The organism is Streptomyces sp. NBC_00483, assembly GCF_036013745.1.
Taxonomy (GTDB): Bacteria; Actinomycetota; Actinomycetes; order Streptomycetales; family Streptomycetaceae; genus Streptomyces.
This window is the reverse complement of the sequence record NZ_CP107880.1, coordinates 1,009,128-1,032,166: the sequence shown is the minus strand read 5'-3', so window position 1 is coordinate 1,032,166 and position 23,039 is coordinate 1,009,128. Positions and strand designations below refer to the sequence as shown.

Genomic DNA, 23,039 nt, shown 5'->3' with positions numbered 1-23,039 from the left:
GGCGGGCTACTTCTCCGGGTCCGCGAGGCCGACGGAGACGAAGTCGATGCCGCCGGAGAACGACTGACTGAGATACGCGCCCGCGATGTTGTCGCCGGTGACGGAGACGACCTTGGTGTAGTGCAGCGGCACGATCGGCGCCAGCTTCATGATCTGCCCGTCGAGCTTCCCGTACGCCGCGTTCTGCGCGTCCGGATCACTCATCGCCTCGATCGCGTCCATCCGATCGTTGATCTTCTTGTCGTCGAGCATGGCGATGTTCGGATTGCCGCTGCCGGAGATGTTGCGGCCGTCGAACAGCGGCGGCAGGAAGGTGCTGCCGCCCGGCCAGTCGGGACACCAGCCGGTCAGCGCGCCGTCGTGCTGTTGCGAGGGTGTACCGATGACCTCGTAGAACGTTGACGTGTCAATGGTGTTGACCTTGACCTTGATGCCGACCCGCTTCAGGGACTGCTGCACCGCGACGGCCGTGGCCTGCTCCACACCGGCCGCCCGGGTGTCCAGCGTGAACGTGAAGCCCTTGGAACGCCCCGCCTCGGCAAGGAGCTTGCGGGCCTTCTTCACATCACCGGTGCCGCCCTTGCTCGGGTACACGTCGGTCGTGTCACGGCCCGGAATGCCCGGCGGCTCGATGGACGTCGCGACGGTCGCGAGCGAGGAACCGCCGTGCGCATCAACAGTCGTCTGCTTGTTGACCGCATACTCGATGGCTTGACGGACCCGTACATCCTTGAGCGGACCCTTGCTCGTGTTGATGCTCATGTACGAGGTGCAGCCCGTCATGCCCGACAGGGTGCGCTGCTTGAGCTGCGGGGTCTGGACGCGGGAGACGCTCGCCGGCTGGAGCTGGGCGGCCCCGGTGATGGCGTTCGCGTCGGCGCCCTGCCCGGCGATGAGACGTTCGTCGATGGTCGCCGGGTCCAGACCGAAGGTCCACACGAAACTGTCCGGCTTCGCGTCCCTCACGTTGTCCGTCGACCGCTTCCACGCCTTGTTGCGTACGAGGACGAGCTTCGAGCCGTGCTGATAACTCTTGAGCTTGTACGGGCCCGAGGCGATGGGCTCGCGGTCGAAGGCCGCCTTGGTGCCGGTGCCCTTCGGGAACGGCGTGAACGTGGGCTGCGCGGCGATGTAACCGAACTGCGCGGTCGCCTTCTTGAGATGGAAGACGATGGTGTGCTCGTCCGGCGTCTCGATGCTCGACAGGCCACCCGACTTGTACGGACCCTGGTAGTCGTCCGGCGCCTCGATGTACTGCTTCGCGTACGGCGAGCCGATCCCGGCATCAGGGTCCCAGGCGCGCTCGACCCCGAACTTGACGTCCTCGCTGGTGATGCCGGAGCCGTCCTGGAAGGCGGTGCCGGACTTCAGTTTGAACGTCCACGTCTTGTTGTCGTCGGACGGCTTGCCCGCGTCGGTGGCCAGGTCACCGACGATCTTCGTTCCCTTGGCGCCGGGGGCGGCCGCCGTTGTGGTGAGGGTGCGATAGATGAGGCGATAGAAGTTGTTGACGCCGCCGTCGAACCCGCGGGCCGGGTCGAGGTGCGAGAAGTCGGCGTTGGCCAGGACGTGCACCGTGCCACCGGTCGCGGCGGCCGCGCCGGGGTCGGCCTCCTTGGCGGCCGACGCGCCGCCGCCCTTGCAGGCGGAGAGCGTCAGGGCGAGCGCGGTACACAGGACGGCGGCGGGCAGGGCTATTGCTTTTCTCATGACGCCTTCTGGAGAGTGCGGAGAGGGGGAAGGGCGAGAGGGGCGAGGGGGAGAGACAGGCGAGGGGGAGGCGGAGGACCGGCGGTCAGGCGCGCCGGATCCAGACCCGCATGGATGCTGCCTCGCGGTTGCCCCACAGGAAGTAGGGGACGAGGGTGAGGCCGGTGGTCTTGGCGGCGGTGTCCGCGGCGGACGCGGCGGACGTGGCGGTGCCGGTCAGTACGGGGTACAGCTCGGGCGACGTCGGGGGTGCGACGCCCGCTTCCGCGTCGAGGACGACCGCGCCCTCGAAGTCCGTGTCCGTACGCGGACGGGAGGCCGCGACCTGGGCCACGTCGAGCGTCACGTCGTCGATGTCGACGCCGCAGTCCTGCTGCTCGACGCAGTAGACGAGAGGGCCGCGGGCGACGGCGACGGCGCCGCGGGTCGCGTCCAGGTAGGGGTGGGAACCGTGGGCGCGCACGGCCATCGGCAACCGCAGCACGAGCTCGTCGCCGACCCGCCACAGACGCCGGACGCTCACCCAGCCGTCCGCCACATCGGGGTCCGAGGCCTCCCCGCACACGGTGAGCCGCACATCGCCCGGGTCGGCCCAGCCGGGTACGCGCAGGGTGAGGGCGTAGGGCCGCTCCGGCGCCGTACGGACCGTCAGGCGGACCTCGCCGTCCCACGGATACCCGGTCACCATGTCGACCGCCAGCTCCTGGCCGTCGATCCGGGCCGTCGCGTACCCGGCGACCACGAGCTCGTCCGTGCGCTCGGCCGCGAGGTGCTCGCCGAGCTGGGACATCCACCGCACGATGTTGGGCGGGCAGCACGGGCACCCGAACCAGGGCCTGCGCAGCAGCTCCCCCTCGGCCTCGGCGCCGCTGCGCTGCTCGTGGTCGGCGCGGCGCTGCAACGGGTTGTCGTAGAAGAAGGCGCGGCCGTCGGCGGAGGGGCCGACCGCGAACGCGTTGTAGAGGACGGTCTCGAAGGTGTCGAGGTACGTGGCGTCCCCGGTGGCCAGGAACATCCGCCAGCCCCACTGCATGGTGGCGATCGCCGCGCAGGTCTCGCTGTAGGAACGCTCGGAGGGCAACTCGAAGCGGTCGCCCACCGCTTCGTCGGAGTGCCGGCTGCCCAGGCCCCCGGTGACGTACAGCTTCGTGGCCGCCATGTCGGCCCACAGTCGGCCCAACACGTCGAGCAGCGCGCCGTCGCCGGTCTCCAGCGCCACGTCAGCCGCACCCGCCGCGAGATACGCCATGCGCACCGCGTGCCCGGTCACCGACGGCAGTTCGCGCAGCGGCACCTCGTCCTGGAAGTACGAGGGCGGGAAGACGCTGTGCCGCAGCCCGCTGCGCCGCCCCTGCCCGCGCCGGTCGATGAAGAGCCGGGCCTGCGCGAGGTAGGCGTCGTCCCCGGTCTCCCGGTACAGCTCCACCAGAGCCATCTCGACCTCGGGGTGCCCGCAGACGGCCTCCTCGCCACCCGGACCGAAACGTTTCACTACGAGGTCGGCGAAACGCACGGTGACATCGAGCAGCCGCCGGTCGCCGAGCCGCCGGTGAGCGGCGATCGCGGCCTGGGCGAGGTGTCCGAAGGAGTAGAGCTCGTGCCCCCAGGCGAGGTCGGACCAGGGTTCCTTGGCCTGGTCGGGGTCCTGGTAATAGGAGTTGAGGTACCCGTCGCGCGCCTGGACCCGCTTGAGAAGCGTGACGACCTCCTCGTAGAAGTCACGCAGACGACCGCGCAATTCGTGGCCCAACTCACCGCCCAACTCGCCATCCCGCTCGGCCAGTTCGTATACAAGCCCTTCCAACGTCTTGTAGACGTCGGTGTCGAGAAACGGATACCGCCCGCGGAACGCGGTGGCCCCGCTCTCATCCGGCAGAAGTCTGCGGAGGTTGTCCACATTGCCCGCCGCGCGGAGCTGCTCCACCGTGTGCGGCAGAGTCGCCTCGCGGTTGCGGCGCTGCCAGTCGGCGAGGAGGCCGCCGACGAGCTTTACCTGGGCGCCGGGGAGCGGTCGGAGACGTTCAGAGGGGTGCCGCACGATCAGTCCTCCAAGTGGCGTGTACTTGGGTGCCGTTGCGTCGAAAGCGTCGAAAGTATGGAAACGAACGAGGAACCGTTCGGGTCAGTAAACGCGTTGTGCGGCATAGTGTTCGTCAAAGCGAACGCTGTCAAGGGAGTCAGGGAGAGGCTATGGACGTTCCTCAGGAGTCGGTGCGCGACATGGTGGCGGCCAATCTCCGCCGAGCGAGGACGCAGCGCGGCCTGTCGATATCGGAGCTCTCGCGACGCTCCAAGATCGGCAAGGCGACGCTCTCCCAGCTCGAGTCCGGCACCGGAAACCCCACCATCGAGACGGTGTTCAGCCTCTCGCGCGCCCTGGAGGTACCCGTCTCCGACCTCCTGGAGACGCGGGCGCCGGGCGGCCTGACCGTCGTGCGCGCCAAGGAGGTCGAGGTGCTCAGTGGTCAGGGCGTCGACCTGCGGCCGCTGCGCCGGATGGAGTTCGGTGACCTGGTCTTCGAGGTGTACGACCAGGTGGTGCGGGCCGACAGCAGGCAGGACTCGCTCGGTCACGTCGGCACCGAGCACACCATCGTGCAGACCGGCCGGCTCCAAGTCCGCGTGGACGGCGACGAGGTGGAGCTCGGCCCCGGCGACTACGTGGGCTTCGACGCCACGCTCCCGCACTCCTACACGGCGCTCGACGGCGACGTGCACTCGGTGCTGCTGCTCCAGTACCGACCGCACGAGCACGCCCACTTGGGGATCCCGCACCCGAACCCGGGTGCCTCCGAACCCGAGAACGAGTGAGCGTTACAGGTAATTAATCGATCACTCCTTCCGGACCCGTTGACACCCCCTGAAGGGCCGTCCTAGCCTCCGAGCTGTTCGATGAAGCGAACGGAGGCGGTTCGATGTATGGAACGCGGGCGGTCATTCTCGGGGCCGGAATCGTCGGAGCCGCCTGTGCGCGGGAGTTGGCCCTCGCGGGCTGCGCCACCACGGTCGTCGACCGCGGCCGCCCGGCCGCCGCGACCACCGCGCACGGCGAGGGCAACATCCTCGTATCCGACAAAGGCCCGGGCCCCGAACTCGAGTTGGCGCAACTGTCCGGCCGCCTGTGGCCGCAGATCATCGCCGAGATGTCCGAACGGGCCGATGGCGTCGGCGACTTGACGGAGTGGGACCCCAAGGGCGGCATCGTCGTCGCCACCACCGACGACGGGGCCCGCGAACTGACGAAGTTCGCGGCGACTCAACGCGAGGCCGGCGTACGCGCCGAGACCCTGGACGCCGGGGCACTCGCGGCCGCCGAGCCGTACGTCACCCGGGAACACACGGCAGCCATCCACTACCCCGAGGACGCCCAGGTCCAGCCCTCCGGCGCGGCCGCCGCCCTCCTCGCCGACGCCCTGCGGGCAGGCGCGACCCTGCGTACCCACTGCGAGGTGCACGGCGCGGTCACCCGCTCCGACCGCCTCACCGCCGTCCGCACGTCCGACGGCGACCTCATCGAGGCGGACATCTTCATCAACGCGGCAGGACCCTGGGCGGGCGAACTCGCCACCCGCCTCGGCGCCCCCGTCGACGTCCGCCCCCGCCGCGGCGACGTCCTCGTCACGACCCCGCTCCCGCCCACCGTCTTCCACAAGGTGTACGACGCCGACTATGTGGGCGCCGTCGGCAGCAGCGTCGAGGACCTGCAGACCTCCGCCGTCGTCGAATCCACGCGCGGCGGCAGCGTCCTCATCGGTTCCTCGCGCCGCCGCGTCGGCTTCGACGACCGGCTCCGCGTCGACGCCCTCTCCGCGATCGCCGCCAAGGCGCTGCGCCTCTTCCCGTCCCTCACGGACGTCCCGGTGATGCGCGCCTACGGCGGCTTCCGCCCCTACGTACCCGACCACTTGCCCGTCATCGGGCCCGACCCGCGCTTCGCCGGACTGTGGCACGCGGGCGGCCACGAAGGCGCGGGAATCGGCCTGTCCGTCGGCACCGCACGCCTCGTGCGGGACCTGCTCCTGGGCCGGCCCACCGAGATCGACGCGACGCCGTTCCGGGTGGATCGCCCGGCCGTCCTGGGAACCGCTCAAGGAGGTTGGGCAGCATGAGCCCACGACGCATACCGGCGGCCACGGACGCCGTCGAGCGGCGCGAGACGCCGCTCACGATCACCGTCGACGGCGAGCCCGTCGACGGAATCGAGGGCCAGTCCATCGCGGGCGTCCTGCTCGCCTCAGGCCGCCGCGCCTGGCGAACCGGCCGCTCCGGCGCGCCCCGCGGAGTGTTCTGCGGCATCGGTGCCTGCTTCGACTGCCTGGTCACGGTCGGCCCCGAGCGCGACGTACGGGCGTGCCGCAGGCGGGCGCGGGACGGGGACGAGGTACGGACGCAGGCGCGCGGGGAGGAACGGTGAGCGCGCGTCGCCCATGTCGCCCGCTGCATCGCGAGCTTCGTCGCGGGCCGCGAGGGACTGTGACGCCTAACTACGGCCAATTCGAAGTCCCACGTCACAGTCCCCTCACCCTCACCCTCACGTACTCGCTCAACCCGATCCCCACGGAGGCCACATGACACGCCACGTAGTGGTCGTAGGCGCGGGGCCCGCAGGGCTCGCCGCCGCCGATGCCGCGCTCGGTGCGGGCGCGCGGGTCACCCTGGTCGACGAGGCCGAGCAGCCCGGCGGCCAGTACCACCGGATGCTCCCCGAGGCCTACGCCGCCGCCCGGCCGGAGCGCCTGCACCACGGCTGGCGCGCCTTCGACGCACGTCGCCGCCGTGTCCTCGCCCATCCGCGCTGCGTCTGGTGGTCCGAGACCGCCGTGTGGGCCCTGGAGCGCCCCGACCCCGCCGAGCCGGGACCGCCGCGCGTACACGTGCTGCGCGGCCCGTCCGACGGGGGTGGCCGGGACCGGCACGTGCTCCACCCCGACGCGCTCGTGCTGGCGGTCGGCGCCCACGACCGCGTACTGCCCTTCCCCGGATGGGAGTTGCCCGGCGTGTTCACCGCGGGCGCGGCGCAGGCGCTGGCGAAGGGGGAGCGGGTGGTGGTCGGCGACCAGGTGGTCGTGGCCGGGAGCGGGCCGTTCCTGCTGCCGGTGGCCGCGTCGCTGATCGAGGCCGGGTCGCGGGTGCGTGAGGTGCTGGAGGCCAGTACCCCTGCCACTCTCGCCCGCGGGTGGGGGCGGCGGCCCTGGGAGCTGGCCGCACAGGCCGGGAAGGCCGCCGAACTCGCCGAGTACAGCGCCCTGTTGGCGCGGCACCGGGTTCCGTACCGCACGGGACGTACTGTCATCGAGGCGCGCGGCGACGGGTGTGTGGAGGAGGTCGTCACCGCGCGGCTGCGCGCCGACTGGTCGGTCGTGCAGGGCAGTGAGCGGACCGTCGCCGTCGACGCCGTGTGTGTCTCGCACGGGTTCAGTCCGCAGCTGGAGCTGCCGCTCGCCGCCGGGTGTGCGCTGCGTGCCACCCCGGCAGGGGAGTTCGTCGAGGTCGACGGCGACCAGCGCACCACCTGCCCCGACGTGTACGCGGCCGGGGAGATCACCGGCATCGCGGGCGCGCCCGCCGCCCGTGTCGAGGGTGCGCTCGCCGGGTGGCTCGCCGCGGGCGGAGACCGGAACACCGTGGCCGTGCGCCGGCTGCGGAGCAGCCGTGACCAGGGCCGCGCCTTCGCCGCCCGCCTTGCCCGCGCGCACCCCATCGGGGCCGGCTGGTCCGGCTGGCTGCGGCCCGAGACCGTGGTGTGCCGGTGCGAGGAGACGGACTACGCCACCGTGTGCCGCGCCGCCACCGACGAGTCCACCTCCGCACCGCGCGCCGCCAAGCTCGCCACCCGCGCCGGACTCGGACCCTGCCAGGCCCGCATGTGCGGGCCCACCGTCGCCGAGATCGGTGCGCGCCTGCGCGGGCCCGGCGTCGACAGCCGTGACATCGCGGGCCTGCCCGCGCCCGGCGACGACGACCACACCATCGCGGGCCTGCCCCCGGCCAGCGAGCACCGGCGGCCCATCGCCCGCCCGATCCGGCTGGGCGATCTGGCCGCCACCCCCGAAACCACTGCCACGACCCCCGAAACCACTGCCACGTCCCCCAGTAACTCCCTTACAGAGGAGAGCAGTTCATGAGTGCCAAGAAGCAGCAGGCGAAGGGTTCCATCGGTCTTGGTGGCGTTGTTGTCGCCACCGCTCTGCCCTACTCCGAGGACGCCTCCGCGCCCGCCGGGCTCGCCGTCGACTACGACCGTTACGCTGAGCACTGCCGCTGGCTCGTCGACAACGGCTGCCGTGGTGTCGGTCCGAACGGGTCCCTCGGTGAGTACTCGTCCCTCACGGACGAGGAGCGTCGGAGGGTCGCCAGGACCGCCATTGAGGCCGTCGGTGACGATGGTGTTGTCGTCGTCGGGGTGCACGGGGTCGGGTCCCACCAGGCGAAGCACTGGGCCGAGGTCGCGGCCGAGGACGGGGCCGACGGTGTGCTGTGTCTGCCGCCCACCCTGTACCGGGCCAACTCCCGTGATGTCATTGACCATTTCGCGGCCGTCGCCTCCGTCGGGCTGCCCGTGATGGTCTACAACAATCCCTTCGACACGAAGGTGGATCTCACCCCGGATCTGCTCGCCGAGATCGCGCAGATCGACAACATCGTCGCCGTGAAGGAGTTCTCCGGCGATGTGCGGCGGGTGCTTGAGATCAAGGAGAAGGCGCCGAGTCTTGAGATCATCAGTGGCGCTGATGATGTCGTGCTCGAGAGTCTGTTGATGGGAGCCACCGGGTGGTTCGCCGGGTTCCCGAATGTCTTTCCTGCGGAGTCCGCCCGGCTCTACGACCTGGCCATCGCGGGCAAGGTGGAGGAGGCGCGGGCACTGTACGAGCCGCTGGTCGCCGCCTTCCGCTGGGACTCGCGGACCGAGTTCGTGCAGGCCATCAAGTTGGGGATGGAGCAGGTCGGGCGGTTCGGCGGGCCCTGCAGGCCGCCGCGCGGTGCGCTGCTGCCGGAGATGCGCGAGCAGGTCGAGGCCGACATGGCCCGCGCGATCGCGTCCCTGGAGAAGGGCGAGGCGGTCTGATGCGGTCCGTCCGCACGCTGAGTGCCGTCGACTCGCACACCGAGGGCATGCCCACCCGTGTCGTCACCGGCGGCGTGGGGCCCATCCCCGGTGACACCATGGCCGAGCGTCGCACCTACGCCCTTGAACACCTCGACGAACTGCGCCGGTTCCTCGTCGACGAGCCGCGCGGCCACCCCGCGATGAGCGGCGCGATCCTGCAGCCGCCGACCCGTCCGGACGCGGACTGGGGTGTCCTGTACATCGAGGTCAGCGGCTTCCTGCCGATGTGCGGGCACGGCACCATCGGCGTCGCCACCGTGCTCGTGGAGACCGGAATGGTGGAGGTGAGCGAGCCGGAGACCGTCGTCAGGCTCGACACACCCGCCGGGCTCGTCGAGGCGCGGGTGGGTGTGCGCGATGGTGTCGCCGAGCAGGTCACCCTGCGCAATGTGGATGCCTTCGCGCTGGAGCTGGACGCCACCGTGAAGGTGCCCGGCTACGGGGAAGTGCGCTACGACATGGCGTACGGCGGGAACTTCTATGCGATCGCCGAGCTCGACCAGCTCGGGCTGCCCTTCGACCGGGCCCGCAAGGACGACATCCTCAAGGCCGGGCTCGCCATCTCCGACGCCATCAACGAGCACAACCGGCCGCGGCATCCGCTCGACCCGGTCATCGGCGGCTGCAAGCACGTGCAGTTCCTCGCCCCCGACTCGACCGCCCGGCACTCGCGCAACGCCATGGCGATCCAGCCCGGCTGGTTCGACCGCTCGCCGTGCGGCACCGGCACCTCGGCCCGGATGGCGCAGCTGCACGCGCGCGGCGAACTCCCGCTGCACACCGAGTTCGTGAACGAGTCGTTCATCGGTACGCGGTTCACCGGGCGGCTCGTCGGAGACGCGAAGGTCGGTCAACTCGACGCTGTCGTACCGGAGTTCTCCGGTCGGGCCTGGATCACCGGCACGGCCAACTACCTCCTCGACCCGCGCGACCCGTTCCCGCACGGCTTCGTGCTCTGACACAGCAGGGCCCCCGCGGTCCCTGAAGGAGTCACCGTGTCCCGTACGACAACCAACCCAACCCGAGACCCGGCCGGGCCCGACGGGGGACTCCTCTCCCGCGCCGGCATCTTCCGCCTCAAGCCCGTCGACGACTCGGAGGAGGAGACCAGCGGCGGACTGCGCCGCACCATGGGCCTGTGGCAGCTGGTCGCCCTCAGCCTCGGTGGACTGGTCGGCGCGGGAGTCTTCTCGCTGGCCGGCGTCGTGGCCAACGAGGACGCCGGGCCCGGCGTCATGCTCTCGTTCCTCATCGCCATCGTGGCCAGCGGTGCGGCCGCCCTCTGCTACGCCGAGTTCGCCGGCGCCATCCCAAAGGCGGGCTCCGCCTACACGTACTCCTATGCCGCGCTCGGCGAGTTCGTCGGCTGGGCGATCGGCTGGGACCTGCTGCTCGAGTACACCGCGATCGTGGCCGTGGTCGCCATCGCGGTGTCCGGGTACTTCTCGTACATTCTGGAGCATGTCGGGATCGATGTGCCGTCCTGGATGCTCGGCGCGCCCGGCACCGGGTCCGGGCATCGTGTCGATCTGTTCGCTCTGTTGCTGTGCCTGCTGCTTGCGTTCGTGCTGTCGCGCGGGACGAAGGAGTCGGCGAGGTTCGAGACCATCCTCGTCGTGGTGAAGCTGGGGATCGTCGCGCTCGTCGTCGTCGCCGGGGCCTTTCACATCAAGTCCGGTAACTACACGCCGTTTCTTCCCTACGGAGTAGGGGGCGCATTCACGGGCGCCGCCACCGCGTTCTTCGCCGTCTACGGGTACGACGCCATGAGCGCGGCCGCCGAGGAGAGCGCCGAGGCGAAGAAGGTGCTGCCGAAGGCCATCCTCGTCTCGCTCGGCATCGCCGCGTTCATCTATCTCGCGGTGTGTGTCGTGCTGTTGGGGATGCAGAACTATCGGGATATCGATGTAGCGAGTCCGTTCTCCAGTGCTCTGGGGGCAGTTGGGCTCGGCGGGCTCGGTCTCGTCGTGGCCGTCGGTGCCGTCATCGGCATCACCACCTCGGCGTTCGCCAACATGCTGGCGGTGTCCCGGGTCTGGTACTCGATGAGCCGCGACGGGCTGCTGCCGCGCTACTTCGCGCGCAACCACCCGCGCAGGCACGTGCCCACGCGGGTGATCTGGCCGGTCGGCATCGGCTCCGCGCTGATCGCCGGGTTCCTGCCCATCCGGGAGGCCGCCGACCTCACCAACATCGGCATCCTGATGGCGTTCATCGTGGTCGCGATCGCCGTCGTCGTGCTGAGGAAGACGCGGCCCGATCTGCCGCGCTCCTTCCGTACGCCGCTGGTGCCGTGGGTTCCCGCGATCGGCGTCGCGTTCTCCGTGTGGCTGATCAGCAACCTGGACTGGGTGACCTGGGTCCGGTTCGCGGTGTGGATGCTCATCGGGGTGGGCGTCTACGCGGCGTACGGATACCGGAACTCGGTCGAGCACCGGGAGGGTCAGCGCAGGTAGGCGAGGCCCGGGTGCGCCTGCCGGTACTCGTCCACCAGGCGCCGCGCGACATTCGCCGAGTCCACCAGGGGATGCAGCGCGAACGCCTTCACCGCCGTCGCCCGCGAGCCGGAGCGGGCGGCGGCGAGGATCTCCCGCTCGACCGCCTTCACCGACGTGACGAGGCCCGTGGCGTGGCCGGGCAGCGGGTCGACGGCGACGGGGTGCGCCCCGTTGGCGTCGACCAGGCACGGCACCTCGATCACGGCGTCCGCGTCGAGGGCCGAAAGGGTCGTGCGGTTGCGGACGTTGAGGATCAGCGTGGTGCGCTCGTCGCGGGCGATGGCCCGCATCAGGTCGAGCGCCACCTTCTCGTAGCCGCCGGACTCGGTGAGCGAGGCCTCGTCGCGCTCGCCCGCGCCCGCCGCCTCCCGGTTCTCCGCCATGTACGTGGCCTCGCGCTCGGCCCGCGTCGTGTCCCACGTCTTGAGCGGCGGGGCCGCCGGGTCGCGCATCCGGTCGTAGAAGCGGGACTGCTGCACGTGCAGGAACGCGCCGCGCGTGGCTTCCGCCTCCTGGTAGGCGTGGACCGCCTCGCGGTTGAAGTAGTAGTAGTGCAGGTACTCGTTGGGGATCGAGCCCAGCTCGCGCAGCCACTCCGTGCCGAACAGCTTGCCCTCCTCGAAGGAGCCGAGGAGGGTGTCGTCGGCGAGGAGGCGGGGGAGCTCGTCGCGGCCGTTCACCTTCAACCCGCGCAGCCAGCCCAGGTGGTTGAGGCCGACGTAGTCGACCCACGCGTTCTGCGGGTCGGCGCCGAGCGCCCGCGCCACGCGCTTGCCGAGGCCCACGGGGGAGTCGCAGATGCCGATGACACGGTCGCCCAGGTGATCCGCGAGCGCCTCCGTGACCAGGCCCGCCGGGTTGGTGAAGTTGATGAACCAGGCGTCCGGGGCGAGTTCGGCGACCCGCCGCGCGATCTCCTCGACGACCGGGAGCGTCCGCAGCCCGTACGCGAGTCCGCCCGCGCCGACCGTCTCCTGGCCGAGCACGTCCTCGGCGAGCGCGATCCGCTCGTCCGCCGCGCGCCCTTCGAGGCCGCCCACCCGGATCGCCGAGAACACGAAGTCCGTGCCGCGCACGGCCTCGTCGAGGTCGGTGGTGACGGTGACCGCCGGCGCGTCCCGCACCCCCTCGGCCTGCTCGGCGAGGACCCGCGCGATCGCGTCGAGCCGCTGCCCGTCGAGGTCGTAGAGGGCGACCTCGGTGACGCGGCCCTCCGCGTGGTCGGTGAGCAGGGCCCCGTACACCAGCGGCACCCGGAATCCGCCGCCACCGAGAATCGTCAGCTTCATACTTGGACTACTTTCACGCCGGCCTCCGTCAGCGCCGCACAAGTCGGCGCCGGGGCGGAGGAGTTGGTCACGAGGACGTCGAGGGAGTCGGGGCCGCACACCTTGGCCATGCCGGTGCCGGGGAACTTGGAGGAGTCGGCGAGGAGCACCGTCCGGTCGGCGGCCGCGATCATGGCCCGCTTGACCGGGACCTCCACCACGGTGGTGTCCATCACCTGCCCGTCCGGGCGGACGCCGCTGGTGCCGAGGAACAGCCAGTCGGCGTGCAGCTGGCGCAGATTGTCCTCGGTGAGGAAGCCGACCAGGGAGCGGTACTCGCGGCGCACCATGCCGCCGAGCAGCACCAGGTCGATGCCGGTGTCGTCGGCCAGCTCCTCGTACACCACCAAGTTGCTGGTGATGACGGTGAGCCGGCGGCCGTGCAGTTGGCGGGCCAGGCGGTACGCGGTCGTCCCGATGTCGAGGAGGACCGACTGGCCGTCGGTTATCAGGGACGCCGCGTGCTCGGCGATGGTGTCCTTCTCGGGGACCCGCACCTGCGCGACCTCGGAGAAGGGCTGGTCGCCCTCCTCCATGACGGCGCCGCCGTGCACGCGGGTGAGGAGCCCGTCCTCCTCCAGCTTCACGAGGTCGCGGCGGATGGTCGCCGGGCTCACGGTGAGCTGCTCGGCGAGCTCGGCGACGGACGCGGGCCCACCGGAGCGCAGCGCACGCAGGATCAGGTGGTGTCGTCGCTCTGCCAGCATGCGGCGCACACTACTCGTCAAATTCAAGCAATTCCATGCTCACATTTGTCCAGAGCTTGATTGTGTGGTGCCGACATGAGTTCATCCGGTGCTCACCATCCGTACCGTCTGCACTCGTAGCGTCCCTGCGTACCGACCGCGCCCACCGAACCCAGGAGCCGCCGACATGCCCCATCCCTTCTCCAACCCCGTGTCCCGGCGTCGCGCCCTCGCCCTCGGCGCGGGCGCCGTCGGAGCCGCCGCGGCGGGCTCCCTGCTGCCGCCCTCGCTGCAGCGCGCCCTGGCCGCCGCGCCGCCGTCCGGCGGGCTCGACGCCATCGAGCACGTGGTGATCCTCATGCAGGAGAACCGGTCCTTCGACCACTACTTCGGCATGCTGCGCGGCGTCCGCGGCTTCGGCGACCTCAACGCCGTCCAACTCGCCGACGGCAAGCCCGTGTTCGAGCAGCCGGACGGCGCGAAGAGAGTCCTGCCGTTCTCCGTGCGCGCGGCCGCCGAGGCGCAGCAGCACGACCTGCAGTACATCGACGCCCTCAACCACGACTGGAACGGCGGCCACAAGGCCTGGAACAACGGCTGGATGAACCAGTGGGTCTCCGCCAAGACCGCGGCGACCATGGCGTATTACGACCGCTCCGACATCCCGCTGCAGTACGAGCTCGCCGACACGTTCACCATCTGCGACTCCTACCACTCCTCCATGCACAGCTCCACCAGCCCCAACCGCAACTACCTGTGGAGCGGCAACTCCGGCGACGAGCCGGGTGGCGGTCGCGCCATCGGCAACGACGCGTACGACGAGGGCACCCACAAGGGCTACGACTGGCCCACGTTCGCCGAACTCCTCGAGAAGGAGGGCCGCAGCTGGCAGACGTACACCGAGTGGGAGAACTTCACCGACAACCAGATCGAGTTCTACGCCTCCTTCAAGGCCGTCGCCCGCAAGGCGCTGGCCAAGACCGGCGGGCACACGTACATGGAGTCGTTCTACGCGCTGGTCCGCAAGGCCGCCGACGCCGGCGACACGGCCGAGCGGGACCGGCTGCTCGGGCTCCTGGAGGAGGGGGTCGACGTCCTCACGGCGGCCGAGCGCAGCCTGTTCGAGCGGGCCCTGCGCCGCGTGCCCACCGGCACCCTGGCCGAGCGCTTCGCCGCCGACGTCGCCGCCAAGAAGCTGCCCGCGGTCTCCTACCTGGTGCCGTCCGCGGTCGACTCGGAGCACCCCAGCGTCTCTGTCCCCGCCGCCAGCGCCAGCGTCCCGTACAAGGTGCTCGACGCGCTGGCCTCGCACCCCGACGTGTGGCGCAAGACCGTCGTGCTCATCAACTACGACGAGAACGACGGCTTCTTCGACCACGTCCCGCCGCCCGTGCCCGAGGCGGGCGAGCCCGACGAGTGGTGGCAGGGGCAGCCGACCGGGCTCGGCATGCGCGTGCCGATGCTCGTCGTCTCGCCGTGGTCGGTGGGCGGTCACGTCTGCTCCGAGCTGTTCGACCACACCTCCGTCAACCGCTTCCTGGAGAAGTGGACCGGCATCGACGACCCCAACATCACGGCGTGGCGCCGCCGGATATGCGGCGACCTGACCTCCGCGTTCGACTTCGACACCGCCGAGAAGCAGCCCGCCGTGCACAACCCGGGCCCGGTGCCGCCCGCCGCCGCCCGGTGGAAGCCCAGCCCGCCGGCCGACCAGAAGATGCCCGTGCAGGAGCCCGGCACCCGGCCCGCGCGCCCGCTGCCGTACCAGACCGACGCGTACGCACGGATCGCCGAGGGGCGCGTCGAGGTCACCCTCGCCAACACCGGCGCCTCCAGCGCCCACTTCGCGCTCTACCCGTACGAGGGGGAGTTCGACGTGCCGCAGCACCGGGACGTCTCCGGCACCCGCGCCCTGACCGTGACGCCGACCAAGGACCGCTACCGGTTCACCGTCACAGGGCCCAACGGCTTCCGCCGCGAGTTCGCGGGCCTCGCCGCGTCCACCGCCGAGGTCACGTCGTCCGTGCGCGCCAAGACCCGCGAACTGCGCATCAAGCTGGCCAACCACGGCACCGAGGCGAAGGTGTTCACCGTCCGCCCACAGGCCTACGTGCGCGCCGCCGACGCCGCGGCCCTGACCCGGCAGGTCCGTGTCGCGCCCGGCGACAGCACCACCGTGACGCACCCCGCCGCGAAGTCCCACGGCTGGTACGACCTGGTGGTGCGCTGCGAGGACGAGCCCGACTTCGCGCGGCGCCTGATGGGCCACATCGAGAACGGGCGGGCCTCGGTCTCCGGGTGACCCCGCGGATGTGAGCGGAAATCCGATCGCGGGGCGCGGCCGGGCCTGGCTACGCTCGGCCCGGCCAAGGGACCGCTCCCGCGAAAGGTGACCATGGGCGTTCGCAAGCTGCACCAGGACGAGCCGGACATCGACGAGGACCTCGTCCGCGCGCTGGTCGACGAGCAGTTCCCGCAGTGGGCGGAGCTGCCCCTGAAGTACGTCGACTCGCACGGCACGCAGAACGTTCTGTACCGGCTGGGCGAGGAGTTGGTGGTCCGGCTGCCGCGCCAGGACGGGATCGTGCCCGAGCTGGAGGGGGCGCGGCAGTGGATGCCGTATCTCGCCGCCCGGCTGCCGGTGCCCGTGCCGGAGCAGGTGGCCGAGGGGGAGCCGGGGCACGGCTTTCCGTGGCCGTGGGCGGTGCACCGCTGGCTGCCCGGCGAGAACCCCGTCGTGGGGCGGCTCGACCGGCCCGAGGCGCTGGCGGGGGATCTGGCGGGGTTCGTCGCGGCGATGCGCGCGATCGACACCGCCGGGGCGCCGGAGTCGTTCCGCGGCCGGCCGCTCGCCGAACGGGCCGACGGGACCCGCGAGGTGATCAGCCGTCTGGACGGAACGATCGACTCCGCGGCGGCCCTCGCGGTCTGGGACGAGGCGGTGCGCACCCCTGGCGCGGGCCGCGAGGTGTGGCTGCACGGTGACCTGCAGCCCGGCAACCTCCTGGTGTCCGGAGGGCGGCTCGGCGCGGTCATCGACTTCGGGTGCATGGGCACCGGGGACCCGGCCGTCGACCTGATCACGGCCTGGTACGTCCTCGGCGGGCCGGAGCGGCGGATCTTCCGGGAGGCCGCGGCGGTCGAGGACGACGCGTGGGTGCGCGGGCGTGGCTGGGCGCTGACCATCGCGGTGCACGAGCTGGCGTACTACCGGGACTTGAACCCGTTCATGGTGCGGACGGCGTCGCGCGTGGTCGGAGAGATCCTCGCGGACGCGGCCCGCACCTGACGGGTGTCGAGCGCTACAGAGTCGAGCGCTACAGAGACGGGGCGACGGGCGTCCCCTGCGCGTCCCGCTGATGCGGGATCACGATCGAGGGGCTGCCGGCCGTCAGCGCCACCGTTCGCGCCGGCGACGGGATGCTGATGCCCTCCGCGCGGAAGCGCGCGTGCAGCCGCTTGATGAACTCGTGCTTGATCCGGTACTGGTCGCTGAACTCGCCGACGCCCAGGATCACGTTGAAGCTGATCCGGGAGTCGCCGAACGTGTGGAAGCGCACGAGCGGCTCGTGCTCCGGCACGGCGCCCTCGACCTCCTTCATCACCTCGGTCACGACCTCGACCGTCACCCGCTCCACCACCTCGAGGTCGACGTCGTAGCCGACCCCGGCGAGCACGGTGAGGGTCATCTCCTGTTCCGGGCGGCTGAAGTTGGTCATGTTCGTGCCGGACAGCTGCGTGTTCGGGATGATCACGAGGTTGTTGGAGAGCTGCCGCACCACCGTGTTGCGCCAGTTGATGTCGACGACATAGCCCTCCTCGCCGCTGCTCAGCCGGATGTAGTCACCGGGCTGGACGGTCTTCGAGGCCAGGATGTGCACGCCCGCGAACAGGTTGGCGAGCGTGTCCTGAAGGGCGAGCGCCACGGCCAGACCACCCACACCGAGCGCGGTGAGCAGCGGCGCGATGGAGATCCCGAGGGTCTGGAGCACGACGAGGAACCCCATCGCGAGCACCACGACCCGCGTGATGTTCACGAAGATGGTCGCCGAACCGGCCACGGCCGCACGCGACTGCGCGACCGCGCGCACAAGCCCCGTGATCACCCGCGCCGCCGTCAGCGTCGCCATGACGATGAGCAGCGCCGTGAGCGCCATGTTCACATTCCGCCCCGTACGCGGGGTGAGCGGCAGCACCTCGGCGGCCACGGCGGCGCCGGCCGCGAACGCCGCCCACGGCACCAGCGTGCGCAGCGCGTCGACGATCACATCGTCCCCGGACCACCGCGTCTGCCCGGCGCGCACGCCGAGCCAGCGCAGCAGGGTGCGCAGCAGCAGTCCCGCCAGCAGGCCGCCGAGCAGGGCGACACCGGCGAGGATCAGGTCGTGCACTTCGATGCCGCGACTCAACGGGCACCTCCGGCACGAGAGCTGAACGCTGCGGTGGGGACGGATATGTGATGTGTGGTCACGTGGTACCTGCTTGTTCGGGGCCGGAGGTGGCGCGCCGACCGGAATCGCGGTCGGGGGCGCACTGCGGACATCCTGCCGTACGTGCCCGAAGTGTGGAGAGGGTGGGGACCTCAAGTGTGCGGGAACCGGTGTGGTGGGCCCATGTGATGTACGTGGGGCTGGACGCGGCGAGGGTCAACTGGGCGCGTTACGCTGCCGAAACGGCATGGACCGTACGCGGAAAATGTTCGCACCAACAATTTCGTACGAGCAGTCCGCACCAGCAGTTCGCGCCAACCGTTTCGCACCAGCCGTTTCGCACCAGCCGTTTCGCATCAACAATGTCGGCGACCGCCCGTCGAGGTCCTCACCAAGGGAGACGCCCGTGCCCGAACCGACCGCGACGACCCCGTTCGAGGTTCCCGTCGTCGACATCGGCCCTTACGTGGGCGGGGGTTCGGCCGAGGACCTGGCCCGCGTGGCCCGCGCCCTCGACGACGCCTGCGCCCGCGTGGGCTTCGTGCAGATCCTCGGGCACGGCGTCCCGGACGCGGTGCTCGACGGACTGGCCGGCGCCGTCGACGACTTCTTCGCTCTGCCGCCCGAGCGCAAGAACGCCTACCGGGTCACCGGCGCCAACCGCGGCTACAGTCCGCCCAAGAGCGAGTCGCTCAGCCTCAGCCTCGGCGTCGAGTCGGCGTCCCGGATGAACGACTTCTTCGAGGCGTTCAACGTCGGCACCGAGGCCCGCTCCTTCCCCGGCCTCGACCTCTCCGAGGACGACTACGGCCGTAACGTCTGGCCCGCCGAACTCGATGCTTTCGAGCCGCGCGTGCAGGCCTACTTCGGCCACGCGGGCCGCGTCGCCCGCGTCCTGACCCGCGCCTTCGGTGACGCCCTCGGCCTGGAACCCGGCCACTTCGAGGCACTCACCGACCACTCCGTCGACGTCCTGCGCATGAACAACTACGCGCTCCCCGAAGGCACCGTCACCCTCGACGGCGACCTGACCGGCATGGGCGAGCACACCGACTTCGGCCTGGTTACTGTGTTGTGGGCGGACCGCGTCGCCGGGCTGCAGGTGCTCGATTCCGACGGCGTCTGGCACGACGTGTCCCCGGCCGAGGGCGCCCTCCTGGTCAACCTCGGCGACCTCACCGCCCGCCTCACCAACGACCGCTGGATGTCGACCCTGCACCGGGTCAAGCCGCCGATCGTCGACGGCACCATCAAGCGGCGCCGCTCGGTGGCGTACTTCCACGACGGCAACATCGACGCCGTCATCGCCACCCTCCCCAGCCACCTCGACGCCGACGCGGGCCTCGCCTACGAGCCGATCACCGTCCGCGACCACATCAAGGCCAAGCTGGCGGGGTCCCGGCAGGGCAAGGCGAACACGGCGGCGGTCCGGGAGGCGGCGCGGGTGCTGGCCGCGGCGGGGCGGGAGCCTCGCGGCTGACCGGGCCGCCGGGTGTCCGGTCGGCGGGTGACGGCGAACTACCCGACACGCCCGCGATCGATGAACGCGGTCAACGCGTCCACCGTCGCGTCGGGCTGCTCGTCGGGGATGAAGTGCCCGGCCTCTGGGATGAAGGCTCCTGTCGCGTTCTCCGCCCACGGGCCGATCGAGGCGGCCATGTCGGGGATCGATCCATGGGAACTGGAGATCCCCAGGACCGGAACGGTCAACTTCCCTCGCCCGAGCGCCTCGTGATTCCTACGCGCCGATTCCGCCGCGTCGCGGTAGTAGGCGAGAGACGCCCGGAGTCCGCCCTCGGCCGCGATGGCGGCGGCGTAGTGGTCGATCTCCGCGCCGTCGAAGGCGTCCGGGAGAAGGGTTTTGGTCTTCAGGAACCATTCGACGTAGTCGCGCTCGCGCCCGGTGAGGAGGGTCTCGGGCAGTTCCGACACCAGGTGGAACGCGAAGTGCCAGGTCTTCCAGGCCCGTTCGGGATCGGTGGGGATCGAGTCAGGGAGCGTGATTCCGGGAATGCCGGCGTCCAGCAGGGCGACGCCGTGCAGGCGCTCTTCGTGCCTTAGGGCGAGCGAGAAGGCGACCCAGGCCCCGATGTCGTGGGCCACGAGCCAGTACTTCGGCACATCGAGCGCGTCCAGCGCGGCCTGGACGCGCGACGCGACGGTGTGGGTGTCGTAGCCCCCTTGAGGGCGGTCGGAGTGGCCCTGCCCCGGCAGGTCGATCGCGATCACGTGGAAGCGCTCCGCAAGGCCCGGCATCACCTTGCGCCAGGCCCACCAGGTCTGCGGGAATCCGGCGAGCAGCACGACGGTAGGGTCGCCCGACCGGCCGCCTTCCACGGCGTGCAGCCGGATGCCGTCCGCGTCGACCCAGCGGTGGGTGAACCCCGCGAGGTCGTGCAGCGGCAGCCCGGGAAGCGGGTTCTGTTCGTGGGAGCGGTTCGGGGCCATGGTCAAGGCGTCGTCGTCGATCATGCATCGACCCTACGTCATCTTGAACTGATTAGTTCAAGATAGGATGGGCCGGGGGCCACGACGACCGGCCCAGGAACGAGGTGCATGCGTGATGGCGGGCAAGAAGCAGTTCGACGTGGGCGTCGCGCTCGACGCGGCGATGGCCCAGTTCTGGCGGGCCGGATACGCCGACACGTCCGTCGACGACCTCTCCAGGGCGACCGGGCTGAACCGCAGCTCCCTCTACTCCTCGTTCGGCGACAAGGACGCGCTCTACCTGCGCTGCCTGGACCGCTACGCCGCGCGCTACGGAGACAGCTACGACCAGGCACTTTCCCGTGCGTCCGAGGAACCGCTCCAGGCGGTACGGGCATTCTTCGAGGTCACCCTGCAACGCATCGCCGACCCCGACGTACCCGACGGATGCCTGGTCGCCCAGACCGCAATGTCGTCACCCGCACTCAGTCCCGCCATCGCCGCACGCGCGACCGAGGCCCTGGGCCTGCAATGCGCGCGCCTGCGGACCGCTTTGGGGGCCGCGCAGTTGGCCGAGGGCGATGCCGACGACTTCGCGGTGCACCTCGCGGCGGTGAACCAGTCGCTGGCCGTGATGAGCAGGGCCGGGACGAGCCAGAAGCAGCTCCGTACGGTCGTCGACATCAGCATGCGCGCGCTGTCGCACGCCTTGCCTGCCCGGAGCCGGTGATCCCGACGGCCGGACAGAGACCGGCCGCCGGACCGGTCCCGGCCCGGCGGCCGAACTCGACCACGGGCTAGCCGGCCACCGCCACCGTCCGTCCCGTCCGCGCCGACTCGTACGCCGCGGCCACGATCCGCAGCGACCGCAGCCCGGCTTCGCCGTCGGTGACATCGACGGGGGAACCGTCGGCTCCGAACAGGAAAGACCGCAGCATCAGCGCGTCCAGATCGACGCCGTACGGGAGTTCCACGGCCGCCCGTGCCGTCTCGCTGAAGCCGTGCACCTTCTGGTCGAAGGCGTCCATCTCCAGCGCCGCCCGCTTGCCGATGACCTGCATCGAGAGCCCGCCCCACGCGGGGTGGTGCTGCGGCTGGCTCCAGCTGCAGTCGAGCGTGAGGACGGCCCCGTTCGCGTACGTCACGGTGAGCAGGCCCGCCGTCTCGACCGCGGCCCGGCCCTCGTACAACAGGTTGTTGGTCTGCGCGTAGACGGAGCGCGCGGGGGAGCCCTCGAAGAGGTCGTCGAGGAGGTCCGCGACGTGCACGGTGTGGTCCATGACGGCGCCGCCGCCGGAGAGTTCGGGGTCGGTGAACCAGCGGCTCCGCGCGCCCGGCATATAGCCGTTGTTGGCGCCGGCCACCGTGAGCACCTCACCCGTCGTGCCCGCCCGCACCGCCTCGCGCACCGCGAGATAGGCCGGGCTGAACCGCACCGGGTGCGCCACCGCGAGCCGCACCCCGGCGGCCCGGCACGCCTCGACCATCGCCGCGCCGTCCTCGGGCGTCGTGGCGAGCGGCTTCTCGCACAGCACGTCGACGCCGTGCGCGGCCGCGCGTTCGACCAGCGCCCTGTGCCGCACGTTCTCCGAGCAGACCACGACCTTGTCGGGCCCCCAGGCGAACAACTCCTCATACGTGTCTACGTAGTTGACGCCGATCCGGGACGCGAAGTCCTTCCCCCGGGCCTCGCCCGGTGCCGCGAGATCTGTGTCGGGGTCGGCCGCGAGCACCTCCACGCCGTCCATCGCGGCGAGCTGCCGCGCGAAACCGCCCGCGTGCACATGCGCGAACGACAACACACCCACCTTCAAGCCCTGCACGCCCTTCACAGCCCGGCCTCCTCGGTCACCTTCAGTTCGACGGGCGCGCCCGTGCGCGCGGACTCGGCGGCGGCGCACGCGATCCGCACGGCCTCGACGCCGTCGTGCGCCGTCACGCGGGGCGCGTGACCGCCCTCGACGGCCGCGGCGAACTCCCGCAGCTCTGTCAGATAGGGGCTCTCCGTCATCGGACTGCCCGGAATGCCCTCACCGACCTGGCGCACCCCCTGCGCCAGCACCCGGAAGCCGGTGTGGGCGGTGGAGTCGTGCTCCAGGATCCCGCCAGGCCCGGCGACCCGGAACGTCGTCCGGAACGGCAGATCGGGCTGCCCCCACACCCCCAGCACATGACTGACGGCGCCGGAGGCGTGCGTGAGGACCGCGGTGCCGGTCGCCACGTCCCCCGCGACCGCACCCGCGTCCTGCTTGCCGCGCACCTGCGCGTGCACCCGCACGACATCACCGGCGAGCAGCCGCGCGAAGTCCAGGTCGTGGATCATCTGGTCGACGAGAATGCCACCCGACAGCGCGGGATCGGAAAACCACGGCGCCCACACGGGAAAGCGCCCGGCCCGCGTGAACCGCAGCGCCGCCGGTTCCCCGATCTTCCCGGCCGCGACCGCACCGGCGAGCGCCGCGTACGCGGGGAAGTACCGCACGACGTGGGCGGGAAACAGCAGCACCCCCGCCGCCCGCGCCGCACCGGCCATCTCCTGCGCCTCGGCGACATCGAGCGAGAGCGGCTTCTCGCACACCACGTGCTTGCCCGCGGCGACCGCGTCGAGGACGAGCTGCCGGTGCGTGTACGTAGGGGTGCACACGTCGACGACGCTGCACCGGTCGAGGAGTTCGGCGAGACTCTGTACCGCCGTCACATCGAACTCGGCGTACTTGGAGGCCAGTTGCTCCGCATGACCGTCGGTGGACAGGACCGTGACGCGCGCGCCCAGGGCGGTCCAGGCGGGCAGATGGGCACGGGCGATACCGCCGGCACCGATCAGGCCCACGTCGAGGCGTGCCATGAAGCTC

19 protein-coding genes are annotated in these 23,039 nt (G+C 70.9%); 11 read left to right on the top strand and 8 right to left on the bottom strand.

Translation table 11 applies throughout. The features are described from left to right. Positions 1 to 6: 6 nt before the first annotated feature. Positions 7 to 1,710, bottom strand: a complete 1,704-nt coding sequence (locus OHA73_RS04415) for an ABC transporter substrate-binding protein (RefSeq protein ID WP_327654239.1) — start codon at positions 1,708 to 1,710, stop codon at positions 7 to 9. Between the two features lie 85 nt (positions 1,711 to 1,795). Further along, positions 1,796 to 3,748 carry a glycoside hydrolase family 127 protein gene (locus tag OHA73_RS04410; RefSeq protein WP_327654238.1) on the bottom strand — a complete coding sequence of 651 codons (1,953 nt, stop codon included), beginning with the start codon at positions 3,746 to 3,748 and terminating at the stop codon, positions 1,796 to 1,798. A gap of 152 nt (positions 3,749 to 3,900) precedes the next feature. Here OHA73_RS04410 and OHA73_RS04405 point away from each other — a divergent pair, with 152 nt between their 5' ends. From OHA73_RS04405 to OHA73_RS04375, 7 genes are all read left to right on the top strand, one after another. Next, the gene (locus OHA73_RS04405) at positions 3,901 to 4,521 is read left to right on the top strand and encodes a helix-turn-helix domain-containing protein (protein ID WP_327654237.1); all 621 of its coding nucleotides are present in this window, start codon (positions 3,901 to 3,903) and stop codon (positions 4,519 to 4,521) included. Between the two features lie 104 nt (positions 4,522 to 4,625). Beyond that, on the top strand, positions 4,626 to 5,819 hold the full coding sequence (locus OHA73_RS04400; RefSeq protein ID WP_327654236.1) for an NAD(P)/FAD-dependent oxidoreductase: 1,194 nt from the start codon (positions 4,626 to 4,628) through the stop codon (positions 5,817 to 5,819). Next, positions 5,816 to 6,124 carry a (2Fe-2S)-binding protein gene (locus OHA73_RS04395; protein ID WP_327654235.1) on the top strand — a complete coding sequence of 103 codons (309 nt, stop codon included), beginning with the start codon at positions 5,816 to 5,818 and terminating at the stop codon, positions 6,122 to 6,124. Before OHA73_RS04400 ends, OHA73_RS04395 begins: the two co-directional genes overlap by 4 nt. 154 nt (positions 6,125 to 6,278) lie before the next feature. After that, positions 6,279 to 7,835, top strand: a complete 1,557-nt coding sequence (locus OHA73_RS04390) for an FAD/NAD(P)-binding oxidoreductase (protein WP_327654234.1) — start codon at positions 6,279 to 6,281, stop codon at positions 7,833 to 7,835. Then, on the top strand, positions 7,832 to 8,776 hold the full coding sequence (locus OHA73_RS04385) for a dihydrodipicolinate synthase family protein (RefSeq protein ID WP_266717205.1): 945 nt from the start codon (positions 7,832 to 7,834) through the stop codon (positions 8,774 to 8,776). Before OHA73_RS04390 ends, OHA73_RS04385 begins: the two co-directional genes overlap by 4 nt. Beyond that, positions 8,776 to 9,777 carry a proline racemase family protein gene (locus OHA73_RS04380; RefSeq protein ID WP_327654233.1) on the top strand — a complete coding sequence of 334 codons (1,002 nt, stop codon included), beginning with the start codon at positions 8,776 to 8,778 and terminating at the stop codon, positions 9,775 to 9,777. The genes OHA73_RS04385 and OHA73_RS04380 overlap by 1 nt, the downstream gene beginning before the upstream one ends. Before the next feature lie 108 nt (positions 9,778 to 9,885). Next, the gene (locus OHA73_RS04375; RefSeq protein WP_327658406.1) at positions 9,886 to 11,274 is read left to right on the top strand and encodes an amino acid permease; all 1,389 of its coding nucleotides are present in this window, start codon (positions 9,886 to 9,888) and stop codon (positions 11,272 to 11,274) included. Here OHA73_RS04375 and OHA73_RS04370 read toward each other — a convergent pair. Next, positions 11,262 to 12,605, bottom strand: a complete 1,344-nt coding sequence (locus OHA73_RS04370) for a 6-phospho-beta-glucosidase (protein ID WP_327654232.1) — start codon at positions 12,603 to 12,605, stop codon at positions 11,262 to 11,264. The genes OHA73_RS04375 and OHA73_RS04370 overlap by 13 nt on opposite strands. Further along, complete coding sequence (locus OHA73_RS04365) at positions 12,602 to 13,351, bottom strand: DeoR/GlpR family DNA-binding transcription regulator (RefSeq protein WP_267072062.1); 750 nt, start codon at positions 13,349 to 13,351, stop codon at positions 12,602 to 12,604. Before OHA73_RS04365 ends, OHA73_RS04370 begins: the two co-directional genes overlap by 4 nt. A 166-nt stretch (positions 13,352 to 13,517) precedes the next feature. On the opposite strand from OHA73_RS04365, the gene OHA73_RS04360 reads away from it, so the two are divergent. Further along, positions 13,518 to 15,632, top strand: a complete 2,115-nt coding sequence (locus OHA73_RS04360) for a phosphocholine-specific phospholipase C (RefSeq protein WP_327654231.1) — start codon at positions 13,518 to 13,520, stop codon at positions 15,630 to 15,632. Positions 15,633 to 15,725: 93 nt separating this feature from the next. Continuing rightward, positions 15,726 to 16,619 (top strand): aminoglycoside phosphotransferase family protein, encoded by an 894-nt coding sequence (locus OHA73_RS04355; protein WP_327654230.1) that lies wholly within the window; start codon positions 15,726 to 15,728, stop codon positions 16,617 to 16,619. Between the two features lie 28 nt (positions 16,620 to 16,647). On the opposite strand, the gene OHA73_RS04350 is transcribed toward OHA73_RS04355, so the two are convergent. Then, positions 16,648 to 17,739: a mechanosensitive ion channel family protein gene (locus OHA73_RS04350; RefSeq protein WP_266717218.1), complete on the bottom strand. Its 1,092-nt coding sequence runs from the start codon at positions 17,737 to 17,739 to the stop codon at positions 16,648 to 16,650. A 427-nt stretch (positions 17,740 to 18,166) separates the two neighbouring features. On the opposite strand from OHA73_RS04350, the gene OHA73_RS04345 reads away from it, so the two are divergent. Beyond that, positions 18,167 to 19,240, top strand: a complete 1,074-nt coding sequence (locus OHA73_RS04345; RefSeq protein ID WP_327654229.1) for an isopenicillin N synthase family dioxygenase — start codon at positions 18,167 to 18,169, stop codon at positions 19,238 to 19,240. Between the two features lie 38 nt (positions 19,241 to 19,278). Here OHA73_RS04345 and OHA73_RS04340 read toward each other — a convergent pair whose 3' ends face one another. Then, the gene (locus tag OHA73_RS04340; RefSeq protein ID WP_327654228.1) at positions 19,279 to 20,232 is read right to left on the bottom strand and encodes an alpha/beta fold hydrolase; all 954 of its coding nucleotides are present in this window, start codon (positions 20,230 to 20,232) and stop codon (positions 19,279 to 19,281) included. Between the two features lie 91 nt (positions 20,233 to 20,323). On the opposite strand from OHA73_RS04340, the gene OHA73_RS04335 reads away from it, so the two are divergent. After that, positions 20,324 to 20,917, top strand: coding sequence for a TetR/AcrR family transcriptional regulator (locus OHA73_RS04335; RefSeq protein WP_266717222.1), 594 nt, complete (start codon positions 20,324 to 20,326; stop codon positions 20,915 to 20,917). Between the two features lie 67 nt (positions 20,918 to 20,984). Here the strand turns inward: OHA73_RS04335 and OHA73_RS04330 are convergent, their stop codons facing one another. Together OHA73_RS04330 and OHA73_RS04325 are read right to left on the bottom strand one after the other, a co-directional pair. Then, positions 20,985 to 22,019 (bottom strand): Gfo/Idh/MocA family protein, encoded by a 1,035-nt coding sequence (locus tag OHA73_RS04330; protein ID WP_327654227.1) that lies wholly within the window; start codon positions 22,017 to 22,019, stop codon positions 20,985 to 20,987. Continuing rightward, positions 22,016 to 23,032 carry a Gfo/Idh/MocA family protein gene (locus tag OHA73_RS04325; protein ID WP_327654226.1) on the bottom strand — a complete coding sequence of 339 codons (1,017 nt, stop codon included), beginning with the start codon at positions 23,030 to 23,032 and terminating at the stop codon, positions 22,016 to 22,018. Before OHA73_RS04325 ends, OHA73_RS04330 begins: the two co-directional genes overlap by 4 nt. Positions 23,033 to 23,039: the final 7 nt, after the last annotated feature.